Below are 25759 nucleotides of genomic sequence, written 5' to 3' on the forward strand. Positions count from 1 at the left end.
TGTCGAGCCGGATTCTTGCCGCGGCGCACGAGGTGTCGCCCATGGCCGGCGAAGCCCGCCGGCCATGGGCGCTGGCTGATCTGACTGCCGAGATGCCCGCAGGTCGGACAGGCTCCGCGCGATATTGCTGCGTGCCCATGCTCGATTCGGTCGCTCCGACTGTTGTCGCGTGGCTATCCGATCACTTCTCGTTGCAGCCGGACGATGCGCTGGCGATGCTTCGCATGCAGCGGCCCGCCGTGATCGCAGGCGCGCACGAGGCGGTGATGCTTGCGGCTTACGCCGAGCGGCACCGGGAAGGCCGGATAGCCGCGCACCGTGCGCAACGCGCCGAAGGAACTGTCGATGCACATTGATCCCGTTGACGATACGCTCTTGAGCGACAGTGATCGATGGGTCGCGACGACCGTTGCTGGAGCGATGGACGCCGCCCGTCATCTGGGGCAGGCCGGTCTCGGACTTGGACTGGTCAATCTGCTGCTTGTCGCCACGGCTGCGGCATCTGCGGGACCGGCGGCTGCCGGTGCCGGTCTGATCGTGAGCGCGGTGTTGATGTCGCAGCTGTGGCTGGGCGTGCGAATCGCAATCGACCGCCGATTGTTCGACGGACTGGCGTTGTCTTGCTGCATGCGCGATCTGAAGGCGCTCGACGCGGCGCTTGCCCGACTCGGCTGGCTCCGTTCGGAACACGGCGATCGACCGCTTGTGCCGCGCGCGAGAAGTGCGATGCGCTTTCTGACATGGGCGGGCGGGTTGACGATCCTGCAGTTGGCCGCGACGGTGCTGTTCTTGCTGTATCCCCTCACGCAATGGTGACAATGAGATTGCCGATCCGGGCCGTGGCAGCGGCCATCGTTGCATTCGCCCGCTTGCTTACGGGCGTGCAGGCTCGCTGGACCGGCTGCGCGCCAACGGACGTTCCGCGAATCTATTTCGCCAACCACGGCAGTCATGGTGATTTCGTGCTGATCTGGGGCTGCCTTCCCGCGAGACTGCGCGCCATCACGCGGTCGGTAGCAGGTGCCGATTACTGGAACCGTTCGCCGGTGCGCCGCTTCATTGGCGGCGAGGTATTTCGGGCACTGCTGATCGACCGCCAGGGCGGCGACGCGGTCGCGCCGGCTGAAAATCCCGTCTCCCGAATGTCGGCCTCGGTGCAGAACGGTGATTCGTTGATCGTGTTCCCCGAGGGCACTCGTAATACGAGCGACCAACGGCTGTTGCCATTCAAGAGCGGCATCTATCGGCTCGCATGCTCCAGTCCCGCCCTCGAATTCGTGCCGACCTGGATCGAGAATCTCAATCGGGTCTTGCCGAAAGGCAAGTTCGTGCCGGTGCCGCTTCTGTGCACGGTCACGTTTGGCGAACCTGTTCGCCTCGCGCCGGACGAGAGCAAGGAAGCGTTTCTCGAGCGGTGCCGGCAGCGTTTGCTTTCGCTGGCACCCGACGTGGAGGCGTCCCGATGACCCATTCGACGGTAAGGCATGAAACGTGGTTGCTGTTTGGTGCGGTGATCGCGGTACTGGTCCTGGCATCGGTCGTCACGATGGTCCTGCGCTGGCGGGTAGCCGGCGGACGCCCGCATGCGGTCATCGACAATCTCGCCGCGCGCGTGTCGGCGTGGTGGTGGATGGTCGGGGTGCTGGGCGTTGCGTTTGCGGCGGGACAGGCCGCCGTCGTCGCGCTGTTCTGCCTGTTGTCGTTGTTCGCGCTGCGCGAATTCATCACGATCACGACGACCCGGCGCGGGGACCACCGGGCGATCGTCGCGGCGTTCTTCGTCTTTCTCCCGCTGCAGTATGCGTTGGTTTACATCGAGTGGTACGGGCTTTTCGCGATCTGTATTCCCGTCTATGCATTTCTGATACTTCCGATTCTATCGGCCTTGTCGTCCGAGACCACGCGTTTCCTCGAACGCTGCGCGGAAACGCAATGGGCGGTCATGGTCTGCGTATTCTGCATTTCGCACGTCCCCGCCCTGATGATTCTGCCGATTCCCGGATTCGAAGGCCGGAACCTGCTTCTCATCGCGTTTCTCGTGATCGTCGTGCAGGGCAGCGACGTGCTGCAGTATGTGTGGGGCAAGCTCGTCGGGAAGAGAAAAATCGCACCGCTGCTGTCGCCGTCGAAGACGATCGAAGGTTTCGTCGGCGGCGTCGCCAGCGCGAGTCTGCTGGGTGCGTCGCTGTGGCGTATCACGCCATACGGGTCGCCCTGGAAGGCGGGCGTCGTCGCGCTCGTGATCGCGTTGATGGGTTTTCTCGGCGGGCTCGTGATGTCGGCGATCAAACGCGATCGGGGAATCAAGGACTGGGGGCACATGATTCAGGGGCACGGCGGCATTCTCGACCGACTCGACTCGATCGTCTTCGCGGCGCCGATCTTCTTTCACATCACCCGGTATTGGTGGGTGCCGTGAGGGATCGGACGCAGACATTCAGCATGGTCTTTTCTCGCGTCGTGCGCAACATGGCGCGACGACACGCGGTTTCGTTCGCGGTGAAGGCGGATGAAATCGCATTGATTTTCCTTGGATCCAGTTTGTAACTTGGGGAGCAGATAGATGAACGATATTAATGAATTGATCGATGTGCTTGCGCTTTGCGTCCCGCAACTCGACCCTGCGCCTCTGCGCGCCGAGCTGCCGGCAAGCACGGAGCAGGACGACGTGTTGGACTGGTTCGCCGATCATCTGGAAGCGCAACAGCTCCTCGTGTATGAGGAGTGGAAGGAATACTTCGGCCACGTCCCCGAGCTTCGCCCTCTGTCCGGCATTGATCTTTCGCAATTCGACGACGGCTTCGTGGTCGGTCTTGTTAGCGATATCGATTGGGAAAGCGTAGACCCCATGGTCGTGGATTCGGTGCCGTACGAACTGCCCTATCTGGAGTACATTAATTCGGCCCTTCATCCTCATGGCTTGCGTTTGGTCGATTTGCTTCCGTTCGAGAATGCATACATCTTTTGCGTCAAAGACGACGATGCGCAGTTGGATCGGCTTAGAGAATGCCTGAAGAAATTCGACATGGATATCGTTGACCGGCGTGCACTCGACCGGGAAGGGGCGAAGGCGCGTCTTGACGCAATTCTGGCGGCTTGACGAAGGTCCGGGGCAGGTCACGCCAGCATGGCACGGAGTTGATGGGCTACGAACAGGGGCCGGACTTCGGGAACATGGGCGGCAGCAACTACGGCGGCTCGGGTTGCGAAAGGCCGGGCGAACCTGATTTGATGCAGATTCCACCCACGCCGGCCGCACGCGCAGGCGCAGCGCTATCAGGCCGATATGTGACGCCGGACGAAAGGCGCCGGCGAGAGCGTTCCCCTGCGTGCAGGCATGGAGGCACGTAACGCGCAGTGTGCGCGAACACAGGCGGCGTGTGTTCGCGATCGCCGCGGTTGCGGCTGCTGCTGCCGTGAGCATGGGTGTTTGGTGGTTGCGCAGACGTCGGTTGTATCGTGCAGGGCAGGCTGGTGACGCTCGATATGATGAAACGTGGGAATAGTCGGGCACGGAATGCCTGACATTCCCTGACAGCGAACATGATGGACCCTGGATAACCTTGCAGCGCTTTGGTGATCTGAGGAAACAGACTGATGCAGTCCGATAGCAACTTGCCACCCCTTCCCGATAGCGCCGTAAGCGAGCCACAGCTCGAGACGGCTAACAACGCGCGTCGATCGCGGTGGCGTTATGCACTTTACCTGCTGGCACTGTTGGGAGGGCTTGCCCTGACGCTCGTTGGCTGGGGCGTTGTCGAGCACGTTCATGCGAAGCGGAAGACGATCGACGAAGACGCTACGATTAGCCAGGTCATGACGCAACAATACGGGAAGTATTCCGAGGAGCGCAAAGGTTGGTTCTATGTCGACGAGGAAGGTCAAACGTATCTGATGCGCGTCATTCAACATGCGAATGTGGACGAGGGGCTCTATTTCGTTGCGGCTGGCGTACCGATCAATAGCGAACAGGGGAATTCCCGATATGGCGTGTTCAGGGCCGCATATAAGCCGGACGCCAAAGACGATAGTCTCTTTCTCACATCCTCTCAGTTCGTCGAGCCTGGCTTTATTCCGTTGACACCGGAAAGGGTACGCTTCGAAGCGTTGAGCGAGCATGTATGGGGCTGGGTCGTGAAGGAGCAGTTCGGTATTGATCCCGGACACGGAAGCGGTCCGGTGACCGCCCGGAACGTTGTGATCGCGCCTCATGGCGATGACATGGCTGTGCTCGCCGAGTTCATGGCATCCGAACAGAACGATCCCGGCATGGATTGCGATGAGGCGAACCGGCGTTATGACGCGTTCGTTCGTTCGCAATCGGCGCCCGACGCTCAGGCAAGTTCCGCCGATGCATCGGCAAACACGGTCGACACTGGTGCGACAAATTCCAACGTCGATCCGGGTGATGCGCCGGGACGCTGCAGCGATGCACATTGGACATATCAGGTCTCGCCGGCTGGCGGCGATGTTCCGGCGCCAATCTATGTTTCCGGCAAGGGAATGCGCAACGGCAAGAAACTGGACGGTAGCACGCGAAAGCTCATGTTCGACAGCAAGAGCTATTCGTATATCGTTCCGGAGGAACTGGATGCAAGCTCGGTTGGAGCTTATGACTAGCGCTGCTGGAGGATTGCGCGCTTACGGCATCGGTGCATCGACGTGCGTTTGCACGTCGACAACACACATGGCGGCAAAGTGATCCATGTTTCATGTGCCTATGAAATCATGAGCAGACAAGTCGCCCGAAAGGGCGATCGCGTATCGCGTCCTGAGCATGGCGAGAACGAAATCATCGAAGGCGATGACATGCTCGTGATCGATGGCATTTCGGTCGCCTTGCACGGCCACCGGTGCGCGTGTGGCTGTACGCTTATATCGAGTCTTCCCGACTACGGCAAGGACTGAACGAAGCGCGAACGTCTGTCGGATCGTTGTTGACGCCGAACCGGCGGGCATTCATTCCATTAGTTGCGGCGGGGAACGGTATCGCCCCAATCGCGGGTCGATGTTGTAGTCCCGCAAATTCCGGCGGTATACAGGGACCGCTACGTTGCCCGTATGACCGCCGCCCCCACCGTCACCTCCCGCCCTTCAACGCCACCAACGCGCCCTGAATCTCATCCCGCCGCAGCGGCGGCTCGCCTTCACGCTCGAGCCGCGAAACGAACCGCCCATAAACCCCGTCATCCCCTATGACGGCCGAAAGCCGCTGGTCGCCGAAGCGGAGCTTGACATACATCCATGCCGGCACCACCCGTGCACGGGAAATAGTGCTCAGCGGGCGGGCGGCGCGCTGCCGATACGACGTTCGCAGTGCGAGCATTCCTGCTCCTTCTGTTTTCGGTTTCGCCACGAATGAACTCATCTGCCGGGACTCATCAAGCGATCTTGTATAACGTCCAATCCTGACCGACGATCCAGCCCGGCGGCCGTCCTCGGCCGCTCCAGGTGGCGCCGGTCGCCGGATTGCGATACTTCGGTTGAGGGGCCGGGCGATGCTTGCGGCCGCGTTGCGGATCGATATCGCGAAACGTAATGCCGTAATCGACCATCTTTTGCCTGATGTCGTCGATCACGGTGCCAAGTTCTTCGGCCCGCGCGGCTTCGATTCGCGCAGCCAGTCGCTCGCGTTCGTCGAGCAGTTCCTTGTAGGTCATCATGCTGGTTTCCTCTTGCTGAAAATGATCGGGTAGGGCGGCTACGCTCACGCTTGCTCGGCCCATTTCTGCAACAGGTCGATCGGAACCGACTGTGCGACTTCGCTGAATCGTTTGCCGACGAGCTTTTCCGCCTGCCGCAACAGGTCCGCGACCGGGCTGCTGGGTTCGTGCGTTTCGAACCAGTTGCGCGTCTGCCGGATCGTGTCGAGGGCATCCGCCCGGTCTCGTATGCGGCCGCCCGGGCCAGCGGAAAACGACGCGCCGGCATCGGCAATGCTGTTTGCCGGCGTGTCTCCTGAACACGATTCGCTGCCGTCGACGGATTCCGGATTCGCGAAATCTGCCGCAGTGCCGGTGGGTGCCGGCTCCAGCGTTGGCGCCCGATGCAACGCCTCGCCCACCACAGCAAAGTGCGCGACGAGTCGCACGAGCGCTCCGATATCCGGCGCGTCATGGCCGAGCGATGCGTCGCTCAATACGCGGATGTGTTCGACGCGCGGCCTGACGGCAGCCAGAGCGAGCAACTCGGGCGAGCGTTGCATGCGCAGGTCCTCGAGCTGTCGCCTGACGGATTCGGGCGACAGCGCATCGGCCGGGGTGGGTATCGAGAATGCCCGCTCGACGTCGCGCACCTGCAGGCGGCGAGCAGTTGCACCGCCCAGACTGATCTCTCGGATGTCGCCAAGCAGCCCCTCCGGATCGGCAAGCGCCGCAAGCGCATTCGCGCGCACACCGGGATCTCGCTCCCCGTCGACGACAAGTTGCGGATGAACATGATCGGGATACCGATCGAGCAAAGCGGTCAAACCGGTCAGATTCTCGAGTAGCGCTTGCGCGGCGCCAAGCCGAACGCGCGCGCGCAGCAGCAGGATCGCGATGCGCAAATCACGCGTGCGCGTCAGCAGTTGCCTGCACTCCCGTTCGACGTCGGTCCAGTTGATCGCCTCGGGTGTGCCGATGAAATCGCCGTATTGCGCTTCCGTGCGCGGCGCGGTCTTGGCCATCAGCACGACGAACTCGGGATCGTATTCGAGGTCGGGCCCGCACGGGGCGTCGTCCGAAAGCGGCGCGAGCCATTCGGCAAACCATTCGTCGCGAGACTCGGGCGAGTCGGCGGAGCGGTTTTTTTTCGATGTCATGGGTCTCAATGATTCAGATACTGCTCGGGTTCGAATACCATGCCGGTCACCGGCGCGTCGTGCTGTGCGTCGCCGAGCCAGGTCGACCAGCCGAGGCGCTCGGGGGCGCCAATACGGGCAGGCGGCGCTGAACGCGGCTGCACCTGCAGTTCCAGTTCCCACACGAACTCGTGGCCGACGAACGCGCGCACCCAATCCACCAGCACTGGCAGATCCTTGCCGCCGGGCGTCAGGCGGATGTACTGATCGAGGCTGAGCGGCCCTACCCGGAGCCTGAACTTGTGCTGGCGATCGGGGACCATCTCGCCGAGCAGCGCGCCTTCGCCCATGACCGACGGCATGCCGGCCACGCCCAGGCGGCTGTGTTCGTCCGGCGTGACCGCAATCCAGTGCAGCACGTATTCGTCGACGTGCACCGGCACGCCGAAAAACTGTGACAACGTAGCCGCAAGACCCGCCGGATTTCTGGCCTCGCGAACGAGATGCGCCGACGCGGCAAGGCGCGCATGCGATGGCAGCGCGCCGTGCAATGCTTCGTCCGGGTCGTTGCCGGCGAGACTCGCGACATACAGGGAGAACGTTTCATCCGCGGCCCGGTCGAGGCCGGCCGCCGCCTGAGCCTGCGCCCACGCCCGGTAGAACAACGTCAGGTAACGGTGGTGAAAGAGATCCAGAAAATCCACCAGTGTGGAGTCCTGCCGTCCGTCCTTGCGATCGCGCGCGATCTCGGTGACATGGATCGGCATCGGGCCGTTCGGCCCGAGCATGCCGAGGCCGAACAGGCGAATGCGCAGCTTGTCGTCGTGCCGCGCGATTTCCGCGATCTCGCGCGGCGCGAATGCAAGCGACGGCTGCTGGCCGAGCCGGTACGGTTCGGCCTGCGGCCGGGACGCCGTCCCGACGCGTGGCGACGCTGGCTCGCGCGCGGCTATCCGGCGCAGCAGCGACAGAAAGCCGAAATTCCAGGGGGCCGCCATCGCGGCGCGAAAGGGCTCCGTCGTGTATCCGTCCGGAGATCCCGACGGCCCGGTGCCCTCGTCAAAGGCTTGCGACATGATCGTTACACCGTATTGCGTTTGCCGATGCGGACCGGCCAGCGCTTGATGAGCCCGCGCTGCATCGACAGCAGCTCAGTCTCCGTAAACGAATTGATCGACACGTGGCGTGCGAGGTAGTGTTCGAGGATCACGCCGAACAGATAGGGACTGATGCCCGAGAATCCCGCTTCGTCGACCGTGAGTTGACATCGCACGCCGCGGCCGTAAACGAGTGGACCGTCGCCTGGCAAGCGTCGCGTGACGGGCTCGACGCGCGAGCCGACGAGGCCCTGAATCTGGCGCGCCTGCTCGGCGTCGTCGGTCGTTACAAAGAGGCGCAGCAGATCGCGCAGCCCCTGGCCGCCGGCACGGTGATCCAGATCCACCAGCGGCATGTAGTTGAAGCCGAGCTGGCGGATCAGCCGCCACGCCAGTTCGCGCTCGGCGAACGGCGGCCGGGGTGCCGTCGGCGGCCGGATCAGGCCGACGCTCGCGGCGGGAATCGAATCGTGCACGATCAGATCGTCGACGCCGTCGCGCGGTACGAGGGTCGCCAGATCGCGATTCGTGACCCACGCCTTCACGGACAGGTAGCGGAGGTCCTCTGTATAGGGTGCTTCCTGCTGATCGACGAGCGACAGGAATACCTCGGTGCCGATGTACTGCGTGCGCGTACCGTACTTGCGCATGCTGTCGGAAATCAGCCGCTTTTCGCGGCGCATCGAGAAATAGCGGCCGTAGTTGCCTTCATCATTGTTCAACGTCTGGTAGAGCGGCCGGAACACGAGCTCCGGCGACATCGAACTGAGCTGCCCGATGACTTCGTCGACCGCGAACACCTCGTAGTCCAGCGGGCGCGTGCGATCGGCGACGAGATGGAACTCGGTGAGCCGCGAATTGATTTCGACGCGCTCGGTCCGGCGCGGAAACAGGTTGACGACCGGCGTGCAGAAGAGCGCGAGCTGCCGCCCGTCGACCTGGTTCGCGAGCGCGCCGGGGGCGCGGTCGAGTAGCACGACAATTTCGGCTTCGTGTCCGTCGATACGCGACAGGCCAGGCGCCAGTCCGTCGAGCGCAAAGAAATAGAAGCGGCTCGGACAGGCGAAGTACTCGTGTAGCAGGTTGTGCCCATGAAACGTATTCCACGGAAGCGGCAACAGGCTTTGTTCGGGCGCGAGACCTTCGTGTGCGACCGCGCCCCGCGTGACGACATGTGGACGCTGCGCGAGCTCTCCGGGCGTGCCGGTCAGTGTCGCGACGCCGCTCGCATGCACCAGTTCGAACAGGTGCGACGCGATCAGCTCGTCACCGCACAGGTAGAACGGCAGCCGGTCCAGGCCCTTGATCGCGGAAAACGGATGCTCGCTGCGCATCCGAAGACGAATCCGCAGCGCGCCATGCACCTGGACATGAGGCGGCAGGTAGCGATCGAGCGCGGGGATGTCCGGCGGCACGCCGGTCAGACGCACGTCCGCCAGTTCGATCGGCCATAGCGTCACGTCCTGGCTACTGCGAAACTCGCAGCTCGTGGTTTCACCCGCCGGCGGCCGCGCGTTGAACGCGGTATCGCGCGGTACCACGAAGCCACGTTCGAGCGAGCCCTTCGTCATCGTCGGTGTCAGTTGCGCGACGGCCATCGACGGCGTCGGCGCGACATAGTTCGGATAGACAACCTCGAGCAGGCGCTGCGTGAAGCGCGGGAATTCGGCGTCGAGCTTGATCTGTATCCGCGCGGACTGAAAGCAGAACGCTTCGATCAAACGTTCGACATACGGATCAGCCACCTCGATGCCATGCATGCCGAGGCGCCTCGCGATCTTCGGGTGTTGGCGCGCGAACTCGCCGGCCATCTCCCGCATGTACACGAGTTCCTTGTTGTAATAGTCGAGCAGCTGCGGATCCATCGGGCTTAACGGGGAGAGAGGGACGAGAGGCTCATCCGGTTGGTTTCGAGATCGATCGAACTCTGTACGAGGAATTCGAGCGGGTAGGGTGTCATGTGCACGCGCCCGCGAATTTCGAACGACAGTACGTTGTATGGACGATCGCCGCCGTCGGGAATTAACGGCTCGACCTGCAGCGAGCCGGGCAGGATCCGCGGCTCGAAATCGAGAATCGCCTGCCGGATCACGGCCTGGATATCGGGCCACTTGTGCCCCGACAGGTAGCTGCCTGCGATTGCCGGCACACCGAAATTCACCACCGACGAGGCTGCAGCCGGATGCGTGGCGCGATCGATCTCGCTCGCCTGATTGGTGGTGTTCAGCAGGTACGCGAGATCGCGCTGGATGATGTCGCGCATTTGCGCGCGCGTCAGCGTATGATCCTGCGCCGCTTCGGCCTGACGAAACGGCGCGTCGTCCTTCAGGCGATCGAGCAACGTCGGGAGCAGCGTATTGTTCGCGCGACGCGGCGCGGCTCGGTCACGCGTCGTCACGATTCGGGCTCCCGTTCCCGCCGGCATTGCCGAACCGGTATGTGCGCGCATCGAGCAAGCCGATGTCGCACTGGTCGGTTCCCCAGGTCTTTTGCCCGTGCCCGATCACGCCCGTTCGTCCGGCTTCGGTCCAGCGAGTCGTGCGCGCAAGGCGTTCGGCGTCGCTGCCGTGCTCGGCACCCGGGTAGCGCGCCATCAGATAGGCGCGCAATTCGGTACCGTCGCAAAGCGTCATGTGTGCCGGACACCAGACCAGATCGACGAGCCGCTCCGGCCCGCTGATGTCGAGCGACGCGATCTGGCAGAACGGAAGCCATCGATAGTGACCGGCCGCGACCATCTCGCAGACCGGCCCGAGCCGGGTGTCGGAATCGCTGATCCATTGGAATGAAGCGCGGTCGTTCGTGCCGGCGCTCAGCGGTGCGTCGTTCAAACTCGCTTCGCGCGCGGCGTCGGCCTCGGTGGGCTTGCCGTCCTGCTCGAGCGCGAGCGCGGCGACGAGGCCAGCCGTCCAGAGCGGGGGCTCGACGATGAATCCGGGGCGACGCTTGCCGGCGAATACATCGGCGCGAAAGCACTCTGCCCGGATCAGATCGCGATAGACGTGCGCTGTCGGCACCATGCTGTCGTCCAGCGTCGCACAGACCTGCAACTGCTTGAGTGCGCGGGGCCAGTCGCCAAGCACGCACAGCAGCTCGAATAACAGCCAGCGGTGAGTCGGGGTTCGCGGCGCGCGCTTGATGTCGGCTTCGACGCGCGACAGCGCCTCGGCGAGCGTGAGGCCGGCGAACAGCCGGCCGAAAGTTGACGGCGTCTGCGTGGGAGGCGGCGCCATCTCGGGAAGGGGACGCGTCATGATGGGTCCGATGGAGAAAGAGGTTCTGCGGCAGTCATCCTGTAGTGACTGTCCGCCCTGACCGAATGGTGATCCCGCCGCACCAGCGCGGGCGTCGGTCGGCGCACCGGCCGTGCGCCTGCGGGAACGAAGGCGCGCAGCACTTCCGGGGTTTCGTCGGAGAAAAAAAGCGCGGTCTCACCGAGGTCGTCGAGTTGCGCGATCACGTCGTCGATCCGCAGCGGCCCGAGCACCACGTCGTGTAGAGATGCGTGGGCGTCGCCTGCGCCAACTTCGTGCGACGCGGCATCACGCTCGCTGGCGCGGTCGGGAATCGCAGCGAAACCCGACCAGTTCATTGTCGACAGCGGTTCGTCCAGCGCCCGGTCGCATTCGGCTCGCAACTGGTCGATGATGTCGACGGCCGGCGCGTGCTCGTGCGATTCCGCTGCGTCGCTCGTTGCTTGCCGGCCAGGCGCGGGCTCGACCAATGCGAACGGGTCGTCGTCGTGCCCGAACGGGACGCCGAAATGCCCGGTGCCGCCCAGTTCGCGGAGCGCCAGTGCGGATGCCTGTGCGGACACCGCGTCATCGGGAATCGACAGCTCGCCGACCGGTTCGATGCGGGCCGCAGGCGCGACCGGAACGTCGGCACGATCCGACAGGTCTGCATGGTCCGCGCGCCCCGCGCCGGCGGTTTCCACCGCAAAGCGCGACAACCCGGCTTCCAATACGTCGCCGACCGTCGCGCGAAGCCGGTCACCGGGGCCGATTTTCATCCGGTTGAGTGAACAGACGAGCGAGTGCGAACGATTGACGATCCACCAGCCGCCGCCGTGCCGCTCGAGCGAAAAATCCTTCAGTTCGCGAGACGGCGTCGCTTCGTCGGCGTGCGCGTCCTCGCACAAAAGATCGGCGAGGCAGGCACCGTTACCGGATACGGGCAACACGCCGTCTGTCGCCAGTCCACGCTGACGCAAAAGGCGAAGCTGGATGGAGTCGTCCATTGAGATCGATTGTCTTTTCGAGGAAGCCGAGATGCAAGCCCGGATTAGGTGAGCGCATGATACGGTCACTCGCGGGATTCATTGCACGCCCAACCGTCAGAGACTGTCAGGCCTTGCGGCGATTGACGATTTCCGGTGATAGCCTAAAAAAACAGAAAAACATGCAGGCATATTCGGGGATTTTCGGATGGGTGTTTCAAGGCAGGCTTTATTCGGCAAGCTCAACGTGACGCTATTCAAGGGAATTGAAAGCGCCACCGCTTTTTGCAAGTTGCGCGGCAATCCGTATGTGGAAGTTGTGCACTGGCTTCATCAGATCCTGCAGCTGACCGACAGCGATTTGCATCGCGTGATCCGTCATTGCGATATCGATCCGGCCGTGGTTGAACGCGACGTCGAGCGCGCACTGGCATCGCTGCCTTCCGGCGCAAGCTCGATCAGCGATTTTTCGCACCACATCGAAAACTCGATCGAACGCGCGTGGCTCTACGCGACGCTCGTATTCGGCGAGCAGCGCGTGCGCGGCGCATGGTGGCTCGCGGCGCTCGTGACGACGCCCGAACTCCGCCGCATCCTGATCGACATCTCGCCGCAGTTCCAGAAGATTCGCCCGGACGGCCTGTTCGACATGCTGCCGGCGATCATCGCCGATTCGCCCGAAAAAAATGCCGCGGTGTACGACGGCAGCGATCTCGCGCCGGCAACGCCCGGCGAAGCGAGCGGCGCGCTGGTCGGCACGTCGGCTGGCGGATCCGCGCTCGGCCGCTATTGCGCGGACCTGACGCAGCAGGCGCGGGACGGCCGCATCGATCCGGTCGTCGGTCGCGAACATGAAATCCGGACGATGATCGACATCCTGTTGCGGCGCCGGCAGAACAATCCGTTGCTGACCGGCGAGGCGGGTGTCGGCAAGACTGCCGTCGTCGAAGGGCTTGCCGTTGCGATCGCGAACGGCAATGTGCCACCGAGCCTGAGCGGCGTTCGGCTGTTGAGCCTCGACGTCGGCGCGCTGCTCGCCGGCGCCAGCATGAAGGGCGAGTTCGAGTCGCGCCTGAAGGCGGTGCTCGAAGAGGCGACGCAGTCGCCGCAGCCGGTCATTCTGTTCGTCGACGAGGTCCACACGCTCGTCGGCGCCGGCGGTCAGGCCGGAACGGGCGATGCGGCCAACCTGCTGAAGCCGGCGCTCGCGCGCGGCACGTTGCGCACGATCGGCGCGACCACCTGGAGCGAGTACAAGCGCCATATCGAAAAGGATCCGGCGCTCACGCGACGCTTCCAGGTGCTGCAGGTCATGGAGCCGGAGGAGGCCGCGGCGGTCGACATGGTGCGCGGATTGGTGGAGACATTCGGCGCGCACCATGACGTGACGATTCTCGACGAGGCCGTGCGTGCCGCGGTCCGGCTGTCGCACCGCTACATTCCGGCGCGCCAGTTGCCCGACAAGGCGATCAGCTTGCTCGACACGGCCTGTGCGCGGGTCGCGCTGTCCCAGCACGCGCCACCCGGACGCGTCGCGCATCTGCGCGAGCGCCTTGCGTGCCTGCAGACCGAGCGCGCGCTGCTCGTAAAGGAGGCGGCTATCGGCGAGGACCGCCGTGCACGTCTCGGCGAAGTCGATGTGCAGCTTGCCCGCTGCTCGGACGAACTGCTGTCGGCCGAGAACCGCTGGCAGGACGAGCGGCGCTTGACCGATCATCTGCTGGCGCTGCGCCTCGCGATGGTCGACCGGGAAGCGAAGACGGAAGTGGGCGAGCCGGTCAGCGATGCGGCAAGCACGCTCGATGAAATTCGCGCGCTGGAGATCGAGCTGCGCGAGCTCCAGCAGGATGCACCGCTCGTGCGGGCGCAGGTGGACGAGGCGGCGGTTGCCGGCATCGTTTCCGACTGGACCGGTATTCCGGTCGGGAGAATGGTCGGAGACGAGATCGGCGCGGTACTGGGGCTCGCTGACCAGCTCGCGGCGCGCGTGATCGGCCAGCAGCATGCGCTCGTGCAGATCGCCGACCGTATTCATACCGCGCGGGCGCAGTTGACGGACCCGAACAAGCCGATCGGCGTGTTCATGCTGGTCGGCCCGTCGGGCGTCGGCAAGACCGAAACGGCGCTGTCGCTGGCGGACGCGCTGTACGGCGGCGAGCACAACCTGATCACGATCAACATGAGCGAGTATCAGGAAGCCCATACGGTGTCGTCGCTCAAGGGCGCGCCGCCCGGTTATGTCGGCTACGGCGAAGGCGGCGTGCTGACCGAGGCGGTGCGTCGTCGCCCTTACAGCGTGGTGCTGCTCGACGAAATCGAGAAGGCGCATCCGGACGTGCATGAAGTCTTCTATCAGGTGTTCGACAAGGGCTGGATGGAAGACGGAGAAGGGCGTCAGATCGACTTCAGGAACACGACGTTGCTGCTCACGAGCAACGTCGGCTCCGAGCTGATCGCGCAACTTTGCGACGACCCGGCCCTGGCGCCCGAGCCTGCCGTTCTGCGCGACGCGCTGCTGCCTGAGCTGCGCAAGGTGTTTCCGGCTGCGTTCGTCGGCCGTCTGGCGATCGTGCCGTACCTGCCGCTGGGCCCCGACATCCTGCGCTCGCTCGTCGGAATGCAGTTCGAACGGGTGCGCGAACGGATGCGCGAACAGCACGGCATCGCGTTGCACTACGAGGACGCGGTCGTTTCTCACGTGATCGAGCGTTGCCCTGTCGCGGAAACGGGCGCCCGCCTGTTGATCGCGTTCATCGAACAGCACGTGCTGCCGGTGTTGAGCCGCCTGTGGCTCGCAGCGCTCGCGGACAAGAAAAAGCTCGACAGCATCAGGCTCGAGCTGGAGAACGGCGAGATCGCCTACCGCGCGCACTACGCATAACGATTCTTCGCAGTCTTTCTTCTTCTGGCCCGCGGCTCGCGCCACGGGCCGGGGGCGAACTCAACCCTCGATTAACGGGAGCAGGCATGGCATCCGCCAACAATTCGCAGAAATTCATCGGGCGCAATCGCGGCCCACGTGTGCAAATCGAATACGACGTCGAAGTCTACGGCTCGGAAAAGAAGGTCGAACTGCCGTTCGTGATGGGCGTGCTGGCCGATTTGTCCGGCAAGCCGGTCGAGCCGCTGCCGCCGGTCGGCGACCGCAAGTTCCTCGATATCGATATCGACAATTTCGACGAGCGGATGAAGGCGATGAAGCCGCGCGTCGCGTTCGCGGTGCCGAACACGCTGACGGGCCAAGGCCAGATGCTGGTGGACATCACGTTCGAGAGCATGGACGACTTCTCGCCGGCGGCGATCGCGCGCAACGTCGAGCCGCTGAGGCAACTGCTCGATGCTCGCACGCAGCTCGCGAACCTGCAGACGTACATGGATGGCAAGTCCGGCGCGGAAGGGCTGATCAACCAACTGCTGCAGGATCCCGCGCTTCTGAAGGCACTCGCCAAGGCGCCGCGGCCGCAGGTTGCGCCGCAGGACGACGCTGGCGACGCAAAAGCGGCGAAATGAGCGACGACCTGACGCCGGCCGATTTCCGACATTAACCGAATGAACCTGAACGAGGGATTCATGGCACAAGCCCAAGCCCAAGCTCGCCGCTCGAACGACGAGGCGACCCATTCCGAATTCGCCGGTCTGCTGACGCGCGAATTCAAACCGAAAACCGAACAGGCGCGCGAAGCCGTCGAGCTCGCCGTCAAGACGCTGGCCGAGCAGGCGCTCGTGTCGTCGCTCACCGTCAGCGACGACGCCTATCGGAGCATCGAAGCGATCGTCGCGGAGATCGACCGCAAGCTGTCCGAGCAGATCAACCACATCCTTCACCACGAGGAGCTGCAGAAGCTCGAATCCGCGTGGCGCGGCCTGCATCATCTGGTGTCGAACTCGGAAACCGACGAGAAGCTGAAGATCCGCTTCATGGACGTGTCGAAGGACGAGCTGCGCCGCACGCTCAAGCGCTACAAGGGCGTCGGCTGGGACCAGAGTCCGCTCTTCAAGCGCGTCTACGAGGAAGAGTACGGCCAGCTGGGCGGCGAGCCGTACGGCTGTCTCGTCGCCGACTATTACTTCGATCACACGGCGCCCGACGTCGAGCTGCTGAGCGCGATCGCGAAGATCTCGGCTGCATCGCACGCGCCGTTCATCACCGGCGCGTCGCCGTCCGTGATGCAGATGGACTCCTGGCAGGAGCTCGCGAATCCGCGCGATCTGTCGAAGATCTTCCAGAACCTCGAATATGCCCCGTGGAACACGCTGCGCCAGTCGGAAGACGCGCGCTATATCGGCCTCGCGATGCCGCGCTTCCTGTCGCGGCTGCCGTACGGCGTCAACACGAACCCGGTCGACGAATTCAACTTCGAGGAAGACACGGGCGGCGCGGACCACCAGAAATACGGCTGGTCGAATGCCGCGTATGCGATGGCGGCCAACATCAATCGCTCGTTCAAGGAGTATGGCTGGTGCACGCTGATTCGCGGCGTGGAGAGCGGCGGCGTGGTCGAGAACCTGCCGTGCCACACGTTCCCGACCGACGACGGCGGCGTGGACATGAAGTGTCCGACCGAGATCGCGATCTCGGACCGCCGGGAAGCGGAGCTGTCGAAGAACGGCTTCATTCCGCTCGTACACCGCAAGAACACCGACTACGCGGCATTCATCGGAGCGCAGTCGCTGCAGCGGCCGGCCGAATACCACGATCCGGATGCCACCGCGAACGCCAATCTGTCGGCACGCCTGCCGTATCTGTTCGCGTGCTCGCGGTTCGCGCACTACCTGAAGTGCATCGTGCGCGACAAGATCGGTGCGTTCAAGGAGCGCGAGGACATGCAGCGCTGGCTCAACGAATGGATCATGCATTACGTCGATGCCGACCCGGGCAACTCGTCGCAGGATACCAAGGCGACGCGACCGCTCGCGGCCGCCGAGGTGGTCGTCGAGGACGTCGAGGGCAATCCGGGCTACTACAGCGCGAAGTTCTTCCTGCGCCCGCACTTCCAGCTCGAAGGACTGACCGTGTCGCTGCGCCTCGTCGCGAAGCTGCCGTCGATCAAGGAAGCCTCGTAACCGGGTGCGCGCGTATTGGTCTTGCGCCGGCGCACGTGCGCGAGACCGTAGCAGACGGGGCGCCGTGGCCGGTCCGGTTCGGCAACCCACTTTCAACCCTCGTTAACCAAGGAAACGAGACATGTCGCAGGATATCTTTCTGAAAATCAACGCAATCGACGGCGAATCGCTCGATTCGGCGCACAAGAACGAAATCGAAGTGCTGAGTTGGGGCTGGAAGATCTCGCAAGAATCGTCGATGCACGCGGGCAGCGGCGGCGGTGCCGGCAAGGCGACGGTGGACGATCTGGAGTTCGAACATTTCGTCGACCGTTCGAGCCCGAACCTGATGAAGTACTGCCTGACCGGCAAGCATATCGACCAGGCGGTTCTCGTCGTGCGCAAGGCCGGCGGCAATCCGCTCGAATACCTGAAGCTCACGATGAGCGACGTGATCGTCACGACCGTGCAGCCGTTCGGCAACAACACCGACGAAATCCGCATGCGCGAGAAGGTGCGCCTGTCGTTCTCGAAGGTCAAGCAGGAGTACACCGTGCAGAACGCGCAAGGCGGTAGCGGCGGCGCGGTGACGGCCGGCTACGACATCAAGGGCAACAAGGAAGCGTAAGGCCCGCTGCGGCGGCGACGTTCGACAGGGCGTCGCCGCTGCCCATGCCCGCACACTATGACTCACACCGTCAACCTCCGACCGCCTGCCCGGGGCCGCGCTTGCCGTTCGAGGCTGCGCCCGATCCGGGCCGTATCGATCGCCGCGTGCGCCGCCGCGCTGCTCGCCGGCCTGCTGACCGGATGCGCGACGTCGTCCAGCGATCCGTTGAAAGAGCCGACCCGCGTCGATCTCGTGATCCATGCCCAGTCGGCGGTCAATCCGAACGAGGAAGGGCGCGCGGCGCCGATCGTGGTGCGGGTCTACGAACTGAAATCCGACACGGCATTCAATGCGGCGGACTTCTTCGGCCTGCAAGGCAACGAGAAGATCGTGCTCGCAGACGATCTCGTCAAGCGCGACGAGTTCCTGATGCGTCCGGGCGACACACAGAAAATCAAGCGGCTGGCGAAGCCGGATACCGTCGCGATCGGCGTGCTCGCCGCGTATCGCGATCTGGGGAAATCCGTGTGGCGCACCGTCTACAAGTTGCCGACCGCGCCCGATGCGGCGTGGTACCGGAGCGTCATGCCGTCGAACAAGGTCAAGCTGCAAATCGAACTCGAGGAGCATGCGATCAAGATGACCGAACGGGAAAAATAAAATGGGTTGGTACAGTAAAGTCGTCTGGAGCGAAGGGCTGTTCCTGCGCCCGCAGCTTTTTCAGCAGCAGGAGCGCTATCTCGAACACTATGCACACAAGCGCTGTGCGGCGCTGACGCCGTTCTTCTGGGGGTTCAGCCACTTCGAGATCGACGCCGAAGCGCAATCGCTCGGCAAGCTCGTCGTCAAGAGCGCGGCAGGTGTGTTCGCCGACGGCACGCCGTTCGATGCGCCCGGTCACACGCCATCGCCGGCGCCGTTGACGATCCGGAGCGAGCATCTCGAACAGACGATCTATCTGGCCGCGCCGATCCGCGTGCCCAACGGCGAGGAGACAGTGTTCGCGGACAGCGCGGATTCGCTCGCACGCTACCAGGCATTCGATCACGAACTGCGTGACGCAAACTCGATAGGCCAGGGGCCAAAGCTCGTGCAGCTGTCGGGCCTGCGCATGCGTCTGCTGCCGGAAAAGGAACTGACGCAATCGTGGATCGGCCTCGCTGTCGCGCGCGTGACCGAGATCCGCGGCGACGGCAGCATCCGCATCGATCCGAACCATACGCCACCCGTCACCGGCTACGGCGCTTCGGACCTGTTGCGCAACTGGCTGACGCAGATTCATGGCCTCACGCATCTGCGCGCCGACGCGCTCGCGCAGCGGCTGTCGGGAAGCGACGGCCGGGGCGGCGAGGCCGCCGACGTATCGGACTATCTGCTGCTGCAACTGCTCAATCGCTACGAACCGCTGCTGCAGCATCGCCTGCGCGTGAGCGAGACTTCTCCGGAAACCGTCTACGCGGAACTGACGAGTTTCGCGGGCGAGCTGTCGACCTTCGTGCGCAGCAAGACGCGCCGCCCGCTCGACTATCCCGCGTACCGCCATGAAAACCCGTACGGCTGCATCAAGCCGGTCGTCGACGATCTTCAGCTGTTGCTCAACGAGGTGCTGATCCGCAGCGCTCAGCGCATCGAGCTTGAGGAGCGCGCGCATGGTATTCGTCTTGCCGTCGTCAATCCGAGCGAGCTTGAGCGCTTCGCGTCGGTGGTGCTGGGTGTCTCGGCGCAGTTGCCGGCCGACGTGCTGCAGCAGCAATTCGCCGCGCAAACCAAGGTCGGGCCGTCCGAGCGGCTGCCGGAACTGCTGCGCTCGCACCTGCCGGGCGTCGTGCTGCAGGCGCTGCCGGTGCCGCCGCGGCAGATCCCGTTCAACGCGGGATACGTGTACTACGAGTTGACGAAAACGGGGCCGCTGTGGGAGCAGGTCGCGAAGCACGGCGGTCTCGCGATGCATATCGCCGGCGAGTTCCCGGGGCTGCGCATGGAACTGTGGGGAGTACGTGACAAATGACAACGAGCGCTTCACTCACGCAGGATTTCGGTATCCAGCCTGAGCCTTTTGGAGCGGGCGGCAGTCCGGGCACGCTTTCCGATGACATGTCCGAGCCGGTCGACCAGACGCAGCTGCGCCTCGCGCGCATTCAGGGAGCCGCCAATCCACTGCTCGAAGCGGCGCGGCCGCAGCTGCGCGCGCTTGCCGAGATGCCGCAGTCAGTCGGCTCGCTGGAGGAAGTCGGGCACTGGCGGGAACTGCTCGTGCGTGAAGTCCGGCAGTTCCAGTCCCTGTGCGACCAGGCGAATCTGCGGCGCGAGCATGTGCTGGCGGTGCGCTACTGCCTGTGCACCGCGCTCGACGAGGCGGCGAACAAGGCGGAATGGGGCGGCAACGGCGTCTGGGCGCAACACAGCCTGCTGGTCACGTTTCACAACGAGGCTTACGGCGGCGAAAAGTTCTTCCTGCTGATCGGACGTCTCGCGTCGAATCCACAGGAGCACCTCGACGTGCTCGAAGTGATGTATCGGATCCTCGGGCTCGGTTTCGAGGGGCGCTACAGCGTGGCCGCCGACGGCAGGCGTCAGCTCGAAACCATCCGTCACCGGCTGCTCACGCTGATCACCGGCAATCACGAGGCGGTGCCGCGCGAATTGTCTCCGCACTGGCATGGCGAGGCGGCCGGCCGGCTGCGCCTGTTGAGGAGCGTCCCGGTCTGGGTGACGGCGAGCGTGCTGGGCCTGGCGATCTTCGGCATCTTCGCGTGGGACAAATACCAATTGCTGACCGAAAGCCGCGATGTCGAGCGCAGGATCGTCGCGATCGGCCGCCTCACGCCGCCGTCGGTATCGCCGCTGCGGCTCGCGCAACTGCTCAAGGACGAGATCGCGCGCGGCGTGGTCAGTGTCAGCGAGGATTCGGCGAAAAGCACGGTGACGTTCAGGGGCGACGCGATGTTCACCGCGGGGCAGCCGACGGTCAATGCGGCGATGACACCGGTACTCGACAAGGTCGCGAGCGAGATCAACAAGGTGAGCGGTCATGTGACCGTGATCGGACACTCGGACAATCAACCGATTCATTCGGCGCGGTTCGCGTCGAATCAGGCGCTCTCCGAAGCGCGGGCGACCGTCGTTTCGCAATACCTGCAAGCGAAAGGCGTCAGCGCCGGTCGCATCGCAGCCGTCGGAAAGGGCGACAGTCAGCCGATGACGAGCAATGCGACGTCGGCAGGGCGGGCGCAGAACCGGCGCGTCGAAATTGTCGTCGCCAATTGAAAGAGCCGACCGCACGGACCACAGAGTCATCCAACCTATGAAACGCTTTCTTTCCGCTTTCTTTTCGTGGCAGACGCTGGCCTTCGCCGGACTGCTGCTGCTTGCCGCGGCGGTCTGGTTCGTCGGGCCGCTCGTCGCGTTCGGCGGCGCGCGGCCGCTCGAACCGGCCGGCGCGCGCGTCACGATTATCGTGCTGTTGCTCGTATCGCTGCTGTTCGTGCTGCTGCGCTGGCCGGTCAGCGTGATCGGCGTCACGGCGCTATGCCTGTTGATCTGGCATGCAGGCCCGCTCGTCGAGATCGGCAGCACGGCACCGCTCGGCCCGGCATGGGTTCGCGCGCTGGCGATTGCCGTCATCGTGCTCGGCTACGGCATCTACGGTCTCTATCGCCTGTGGCAGGCGCTGCGCGCCGACGAGCATTTGCTGAAGAAGATTCTTCATCCGTCCCGCGGCAGCGCGAAGGTGGTCGCCAAGGACGAGATTCACGCGCTGGGCAACGTCGTCCAGCGTGCGATGCGGCAGTTGAAGCAGATGCGCACGGGCGCGACGGGCTTCTCGAAACTGTTCGAGGGCAAGCGCTATATCTACGAACTGCCCTGGTACATGATCGTCGGCATGCCGGGTGCTGGCAAGACGACCGCGCTGCTGAATTCCGGGCTGAAGTTTCCGCTCGCCGAGCAGATGGGTGCCGCGTCGCTCAGGGGGGCGGCAGGCACCGCGAATTGCGACTGGTGGTTTACGAACGATGCGGTCCTGATCGACACCGCGGGCCGCTACACGACGCAAGACGAACAGCAGGACGCCGACAAGGCGGCCGTCAATGCCGCCGAATGGAAGGGCTTTCTCGGGCTGCTGCGCAAGCACCGTCCGCGCGCGCCGATCAACGGGGCCTTGCTGACCATCAGCGTCGCGGATCTGCTCGGGCAATCGGAACAGGCGCGAATCGCCACGGCCGCCGCGTATCGCGCGCGTCTCGCCGAGCTCCGCAGCGAGTTGGGAATTCGTTTTCCGGTCTACGTGATGGTCACGAAGATGGATCTGCTGGGCGGCTTCGAAGCGTATTTTCAGTCGCTGACGGGAGAAGGCCGCCTGCAGGTGTGGGGCTTCACGTTGCCGTACGCGAACGAAACCGCCGCCTTGCACCGCGACGGTATCCGCAATACTTGCGCGAACGAGCTCAGATTGCTTGGCGATCGGCTCGAAGCCGGGCTGACGAACCGGTTGCATGAAGAGTACGACGGCGAGCGTCGCCGCAAGCTGTATGTGTTGCCGCAGGAATTTGGCGGCCTGGCCGCCATGCTTGCACAATTCATCGAGCAGGTATTCCTCGATTCAAAATTCGACGACACGCAGCTGTTTACGACGCTGCGCGGCGTGTACTTCACCAGTGCGGCGCAAGCCAATGCAAACGTCGTTGCCGATTCGGGCACGCTGCTGCAGCGGCTGCGCGGCAAGTTCGCGCCGGCTGTCGGCATGCCGGGTGCCAATGCCGCCGCCGCAAAGGTGCTGCCGAGCGGTAACCGCAGCTATTTCGTGCACGACATGCTGCACCGGCTTGTGATTCCCGAATCGCATCTCGTGCGCCCGAACCTGCGGTGGGAAACCCGCTTCCGGCTGCTGCGCGCGATCGGCCACGTACTCGCGGTCACGCTGTTCGTGTGGCTCGCCTGGTCGTTGCGCACCAGCTTCGAGAACAACGGCGACTACCTCGCGGCGGTTCGCAGGAAAGCCGACGATCTGACGGCCCGCGTCACCCAACTGTACAAGGAACCGAAGCCGGAAGTGGTCCCGGATGTTCTCACCGATGCACGCTATCTGCCGACGTTCCCTGGCCTGAATCTCAACGATCCGGCGGCGGGATTCCTGTACGGGCTGTACACCGCGCCGCGCGTCGTCGACGCGTCGGGTCAGACGTATCGGCTGCTGCAGGATCATCTGCTGCTGCCGCACGTCGTGCGGCGCATCGAAACCGTGCTGACGGACGCCGTCGCAGCAAAGGACGAAAAGGCCGCATACGAGGCGCTGCGCGTCTACCTGCAACTGCATGACCCGGACCGGTTCAACGCGGGCGACGTCAAGGCGTGGGTCCTGAGGGACTGGGAGCGAGCAGACAGCGCGGCGGCGTTTGGTGGACGCGCGTCGATGATCAGTCACGTCGAGCAACTGTTCTCGGGCAATCGCGTCGTGCAATCGCCGTTCGTCAAGAACGAGGATTTGATCCGCACGGCCCGTGCGTTCCTCGATGGACGCACGTCGACCGACCGTCTGTACGAGCGGGCGAAGGCGGCGATGCAGCAGCAGGCGCCCGAGGAATTCACGCTGACGCGGGCGGTCGGTCCGGACGTCGGCACGACGTTCACGCGCGCGAGCGGGCAGCCGGTCGATCGCGGGATTCCAGGGTTGTTCACGTATGCGGGCTATCACGAAGTCTTCAACAAGCATCTGGCGGAATTCGTCGCCGAAGCGCAGGGCGACGACGCGTGGGTAATGGGCCGCAATGTGTCGACGGCTCAAAAAAAAACACTTGATGCCATCGCGAATCGCGGCGACGACCCGCTTACGCGGGCGATCCGCCAGCTTTACCTGAACGAGTACGCACAGCGCTGGGACGCGTTTCTCGGCGATATTCGCGTCGTGATCGGTCCGAACCTGACGTTCAACCTTCAGGTACTGCGTGCGCTGGCGGCGCCGGATTCGCCGCTGGCCCGGCTCGCGAAGGCCGCAGCCACGGAAACCACGCTGTCGCATACCGTGGACGTAGGCGAGAAGTCGCTCGCGAAGAAGGCGCTGTCGGCCGTCAACGGCAACGCCGCGGACGCGATCGAAAGCGGCATCGGCATCCGGCCGGAGGAGCGTTATGAGCGGCAGTTCGTCGACAACCGTTTTGCCGCGTTGCGCGAGATCGTGACAGGCAGTGCGGATCCTGCCGGCGGAACCGGGGGAGCGACCGCCGACGGCGCCCAGTTGGCCGGCCTGAGCGCGCTCATCAACGAGTACTATACGGCGCTCACCATCGCCGACACGGCACTTGCCAGCAACAGCGCACCGCCGGCCGGTACCGTCGGCGACAAGCTGAAGCTGACGGCGGCAACGCTGCCGGCGCCGTTCAAGCAGTTGCTGACCGATCTCGTGATCCAGAACACGCGCACGCTGAACCAGGGCGTCGGCGAATTGCTCGCGCGGCAGATGAATGCCGCGATCGGCAATGAATGCAGGCGCGCGATCGAAGGGAAGTATCCGTTCGCGTCCAGCAGCCAGGAAGTGGATCCCGAGGATTTCGCCCGCGTATTCGCGTCGGGCGGCCTGCTGGACGAGTTCTTCCAGAAGACGCTGGCGCCGTACGTCGACACCGCGGCCAACCCGTGGCGATACAAGCTCGATTCCCCCGATACGCCGCCGGTTGCAGGCCCCAGCCTCGAGCCGTTCCAGCGAGCCGCGGCGATTCGTGAAGTCTTCTTCCGGGAGCCGGGCGCGAAGAAGCTCGCGTGGAAAATGCAGGCGAAAGTCGTGACGCTGGATCCCGAGATTACGCAGCTCACCATCGATATCGACGGGCAGAACCAGCTCTATTCGCACGGCCCAGTGACGCCGCTCGCGGTGACATGGCCGGGCCCGCGCGGCGGCTCGATGGCGCAACTGACCGCGGAGCCGCGCGTGCGTCCCGATACGTCGACGCTGGAGGTAACTGGGCCGTGGGCGCTGTTTCACCTGCTCGAACGAGGCAAGACGATCGGCACGGTGAGCGCCGACCGGCTGGACGAGGAGTTCCGCTTCGACGGCCGCAAGGCCGTGCTCCAACTGTCGACGGGCAGCTTGCCGAATCCGCTGACGACCCATCTGCTGAAGGACTTCAAGTGTCCGGGAGGTGCGGGATGATCACGGCGCCGTCGGTCTGGGGGAAATTGCCGGCGTTCGGCGATTTCGTCAGACATCGCGCGACGAGTGACGGAATCGACGCGTGGCAGGCATGGTTCGGGCAGCTCGTGCCGCGCATGCCCGCGGCGGCACCGCGTGAGCAGGTCGCCGGGGAGCGGGGCTGGGTACATCTGGCACCGCCGACGCTCGCAATCGACCCGCCGTTTCATCCGCTGCCGTGGAGTTTCGTGCTCGCTCCCGGCACCGTGCGAATCGGCGGCGCGCACTATGTTGTCGGTTCGCTGGGTAGCTCGACCGACAAGGTCGGGCGCAGGCATCCGTTCGTCGTGTATCAGGTGGCGAGCCGGCGCTGGCTCGAACGGCACCTCGAGGATCCTCGTGGCTGGCTGTTCTGGCTGGCCCGTTTGTCGGCACGGCACATCCACGATTCGGCGCCGGCCGTCGGGTTCACCGAGCAGCTCGAACAGCTCTGGCTGCTGCATCGGCCGGACTGGCGCGAGCGGCTCGGTTTTTCGGCGAGAACGCCGGACGCGCGGGCCTGTCGCGCCATCGTGGAATCGGCGGACGGCTATGATCCGTCTGCGGGGCTCGACGGGGTCGCCCATCTGCCCTGGAATCGCTGGCCGCGGTGCGTCGGGAATGGCGAACTCCGCATGGCCTTCTGGAAGCAGGATGCCGCGGGCCGATATGTCGATGCGACGGCGCAGCTGCCGCGGGAATTTCAAGGCGTGCAGCATTTCGAATTCGTCTGACCGTTACCCGCCGGACATATGAATGGGCAGCAGCGCCTGCGTTGCAATGGCCGGGCGCGCTTGCCGGCTCGCGCGGAGGGTTTCGCGCGGTACGCGCGTATCAGGATTTGCTG

The 25759-nt window shown here is 64.2% G+C and carries 24 protein-coding genes; 16 read left to right on the plus strand and 8 right to left on the minus strand.

Going from position 1 to position 25759, the window contains the following annotated elements; translation table 11 throughout:
- Positions 1 to 41 precede the first annotated feature (41 nt).
- From JYG32_RS33500 to JYG32_RS33530, 7 genes are all read left to right on the plus strand, one after another.
- Positions 42 to 356, plus strand: a complete 315-nt coding sequence (locus tag JYG32_RS33500) for a hypothetical protein (RefSeq protein WP_213267963.1) — start codon at positions 42 to 44, stop codon at positions 354 to 356.
- The gene (locus tag JYG32_RS33505; protein ID WP_174379002.1) at positions 346 to 816 is read left to right on the plus strand and encodes a hypothetical protein; all 471 of its coding nucleotides are present in this window, start codon (positions 346 to 348) and stop codon (positions 814 to 816) included. The genes JYG32_RS33500 and JYG32_RS33505 overlap by 11 nt, the downstream gene beginning before the upstream one ends.
- Positions 817 to 818: 2 nt before the next feature.
- A complete protein-coding gene (locus JYG32_RS33510) occupies positions 819 to 1466 on the plus strand; it encodes a lysophospholipid acyltransferase family protein (RefSeq protein ID WP_213267964.1) in 648 nt (215 codons plus the stop codon).
- Positions 1463 to 2419, plus strand: a complete 957-nt coding sequence (locus tag JYG32_RS33515) for a phosphatidate cytidylyltransferase (RefSeq protein ID WP_213268281.1) — start codon at positions 1463 to 1465, stop codon at positions 2417 to 2419. The genes JYG32_RS33510 and JYG32_RS33515 overlap by 4 nt, the downstream gene beginning before the upstream one ends.
- 144 nt (positions 2420 to 2563) lie before the next feature.
- Positions 2564 to 3100, plus strand: a complete 537-nt coding sequence (locus JYG32_RS33520) for a hypothetical protein (protein ID WP_174379000.1) — start codon at positions 2564 to 2566, stop codon at positions 3098 to 3100.
- A 497-nt stretch (positions 3101 to 3597) separates the two neighbouring features.
- Positions 3598 to 4620 (plus strand): hypothetical protein, encoded by a 1023-nt coding sequence (locus JYG32_RS33525; RefSeq protein WP_213267965.1) that lies wholly within the window; start codon positions 3598 to 3600, stop codon positions 4618 to 4620.
- 42 nt (positions 4621 to 4662) lie between these two features.
- The gene (locus JYG32_RS33530) at positions 4663 to 4908 is read left to right on the plus strand and encodes a PAAR domain-containing protein (RefSeq protein WP_249744950.1); all 246 of its coding nucleotides are present in this window, start codon (positions 4663 to 4665) and stop codon (positions 4906 to 4908) included.
- Between the two features lie 172 nt (positions 4909 to 5080).
- Here JYG32_RS33530 and JYG32_RS33535 read toward each other — a convergent pair whose 3' ends face one another.
- The 8 genes from JYG32_RS33535 to JYG32_RS33570 all read right to left on the minus strand — a co-directional run bounded on the left by JYG32_RS33535 (position 5081) and on the right by JYG32_RS33570 (position 12118).
- Complete coding sequence (locus tag JYG32_RS33535; RefSeq protein ID WP_174378998.1) at positions 5081 to 5326, minus strand: hypothetical protein; 246 nt, start codon at positions 5324 to 5326, stop codon at positions 5081 to 5083.
- A 55-nt stretch (positions 5327 to 5381) separates the two neighbouring features.
- Positions 5382 to 5663 carry an H-NS histone family protein gene (locus tag JYG32_RS33540; protein ID WP_174378997.1) on the minus strand — a complete coding sequence of 94 codons (282 nt, stop codon included), beginning with the start codon at positions 5661 to 5663 and terminating at the stop codon, positions 5382 to 5384.
- Positions 5664 to 5707: 44 nt separating this feature from the next.
- The gene (tssA, locus tag JYG32_RS33545) at positions 5708 to 6802 is read right to left on the minus strand and encodes a type VI secretion system protein TssA (RefSeq protein ID WP_213268283.1); all 1095 of its coding nucleotides are present in this window, start codon (positions 6800 to 6802) and stop codon (positions 5708 to 5710) included.
- A 5-nt stretch (positions 6803 to 6807) separates the two neighbouring features.
- On the minus strand, positions 6808 to 7779 hold the full coding sequence (tssG, locus tag JYG32_RS33550; RefSeq protein WP_213268284.1) for a type VI secretion system baseplate subunit TssG: 972 nt from the start codon (positions 7777 to 7779) through the stop codon (positions 6808 to 6810).
- Between the two features lie 83 nt (positions 7780 to 7862).
- The gene (gene tssF / locus JYG32_RS33555) at positions 7863 to 9743 is read right to left on the minus strand and encodes a type VI secretion system baseplate subunit TssF (RefSeq protein WP_174378996.1); all 1881 of its coding nucleotides are present in this window, start codon (positions 9741 to 9743) and stop codon (positions 7863 to 7865) included.
- 5 nt (positions 9744 to 9748) lie between these two features.
- On the minus strand, positions 9749 to 10303 hold the full coding sequence (gene tssE / locus JYG32_RS33560) for a type VI secretion system baseplate subunit TssE (RefSeq protein ID WP_213267966.1): 555 nt from the start codon (positions 10301 to 10303) through the stop codon (positions 9749 to 9751).
- The gene (locus JYG32_RS33565) at positions 10263 to 11132 is read right to left on the minus strand and encodes a type VI secretion system accessory protein TagJ (RefSeq protein WP_249744951.1); all 870 of its coding nucleotides are present in this window, start codon (positions 11130 to 11132) and stop codon (positions 10263 to 10265) included. Before JYG32_RS33565 ends, tssE begins: the two co-directional genes overlap by 41 nt.
- On the minus strand, positions 11129 to 12118 hold the full coding sequence (locus JYG32_RS33570; protein ID WP_213267967.1) for a TagK domain-containing protein: 990 nt from the start codon (positions 12116 to 12118) through the stop codon (positions 11129 to 11131). Before JYG32_RS33570 ends, JYG32_RS33565 begins: the two co-directional genes overlap by 4 nt.
- Positions 12119 to 12305: 187 nt before the next feature.
- On the opposite strand from JYG32_RS33570, the gene tssH reads away from it, so the two are divergent.
- The 9 genes from tssH to JYG32_RS33615 all read left to right on the plus strand — a co-directional run bounded on the left by tssH (position 12306) and on the right by JYG32_RS33615 (position 25646).
- Positions 12306 to 14978, plus strand: coding sequence for a type VI secretion system ATPase TssH (gene tssH / locus JYG32_RS33575; RefSeq protein WP_213267968.1), 2673 nt, complete (start codon positions 12306 to 12308; stop codon positions 14976 to 14978).
- Between the two features lie 86 nt (positions 14979 to 15064).
- On the plus strand, positions 15065 to 15607 hold the full coding sequence (gene tssB / locus JYG32_RS33580) for a type VI secretion system contractile sheath small subunit (protein ID WP_174378992.1): 543 nt from the start codon (positions 15065 to 15067) through the stop codon (positions 15605 to 15607).
- A 60-nt stretch (positions 15608 to 15667) separates the two neighbouring features.
- A complete protein-coding gene (gene tssC / locus JYG32_RS33585; protein WP_213267969.1) occupies positions 15668 to 17161 on the plus strand; it encodes a type VI secretion system contractile sheath large subunit in 1494 nt (497 codons plus the stop codon).
- 121 nt (positions 17162 to 17282) lie between these two features.
- Positions 17283 to 17768 (plus strand): Hcp family type VI secretion system effector, encoded by a 486-nt coding sequence (locus JYG32_RS33590; RefSeq protein WP_174378990.1) that lies wholly within the window; start codon positions 17283 to 17285, stop codon positions 17766 to 17768.
- 114 nt (positions 17769 to 17882) lie between these two features.
- Entirely contained in the window at positions 17883 to 18410 is a 528-nt protein-coding gene (gene tssJ, locus JYG32_RS33595) for a type VI secretion system lipoprotein TssJ (RefSeq protein ID WP_249744987.1), read from the plus strand.
- 1 nt (position 18411) lies between these two features.
- A complete protein-coding gene (gene tssK / locus JYG32_RS33600) occupies positions 18412 to 19758 on the plus strand; it encodes a type VI secretion system baseplate subunit TssK (RefSeq protein WP_174378988.1) in 1347 nt (448 codons plus the stop codon).
- A gap of 86 nt (positions 19759 to 19844) precedes the next feature.
- Positions 19845 to 21017, plus strand: coding sequence for a type VI secretion system protein TssL, long form (gene tssL / locus JYG32_RS33605; protein ID WP_249744952.1), 1173 nt, complete (start codon positions 19845 to 19847; stop codon positions 21015 to 21017).
- Between the two features lie 37 nt (positions 21018 to 21054).
- Complete coding sequence (gene tssM, locus JYG32_RS33610) at positions 21055 to 24894, plus strand: type VI secretion system membrane subunit TssM (protein WP_249744953.1); 3840 nt, start codon at positions 21055 to 21057, stop codon at positions 24892 to 24894.
- Entirely contained in the window at positions 24891 to 25646 is a 756-nt protein-coding gene (locus tag JYG32_RS33615; protein ID WP_174378986.1) for a TagF domain-containing protein, read from the plus strand. Before tssM ends, JYG32_RS33615 begins: the two co-directional genes overlap by 4 nt.
- The last annotated feature ends 113 nt before the right edge of the window (positions 25647 to 25759 follow it).

This window comes from Burkholderia pyrrocinia, from assembly GCF_018417535.1.
In the GTDB taxonomy this organism is placed as follows: domain Bacteria; phylum Pseudomonadota; class Gammaproteobacteria; order Burkholderiales; family Burkholderiaceae; genus Burkholderia; species Burkholderia pyrrocinia_E.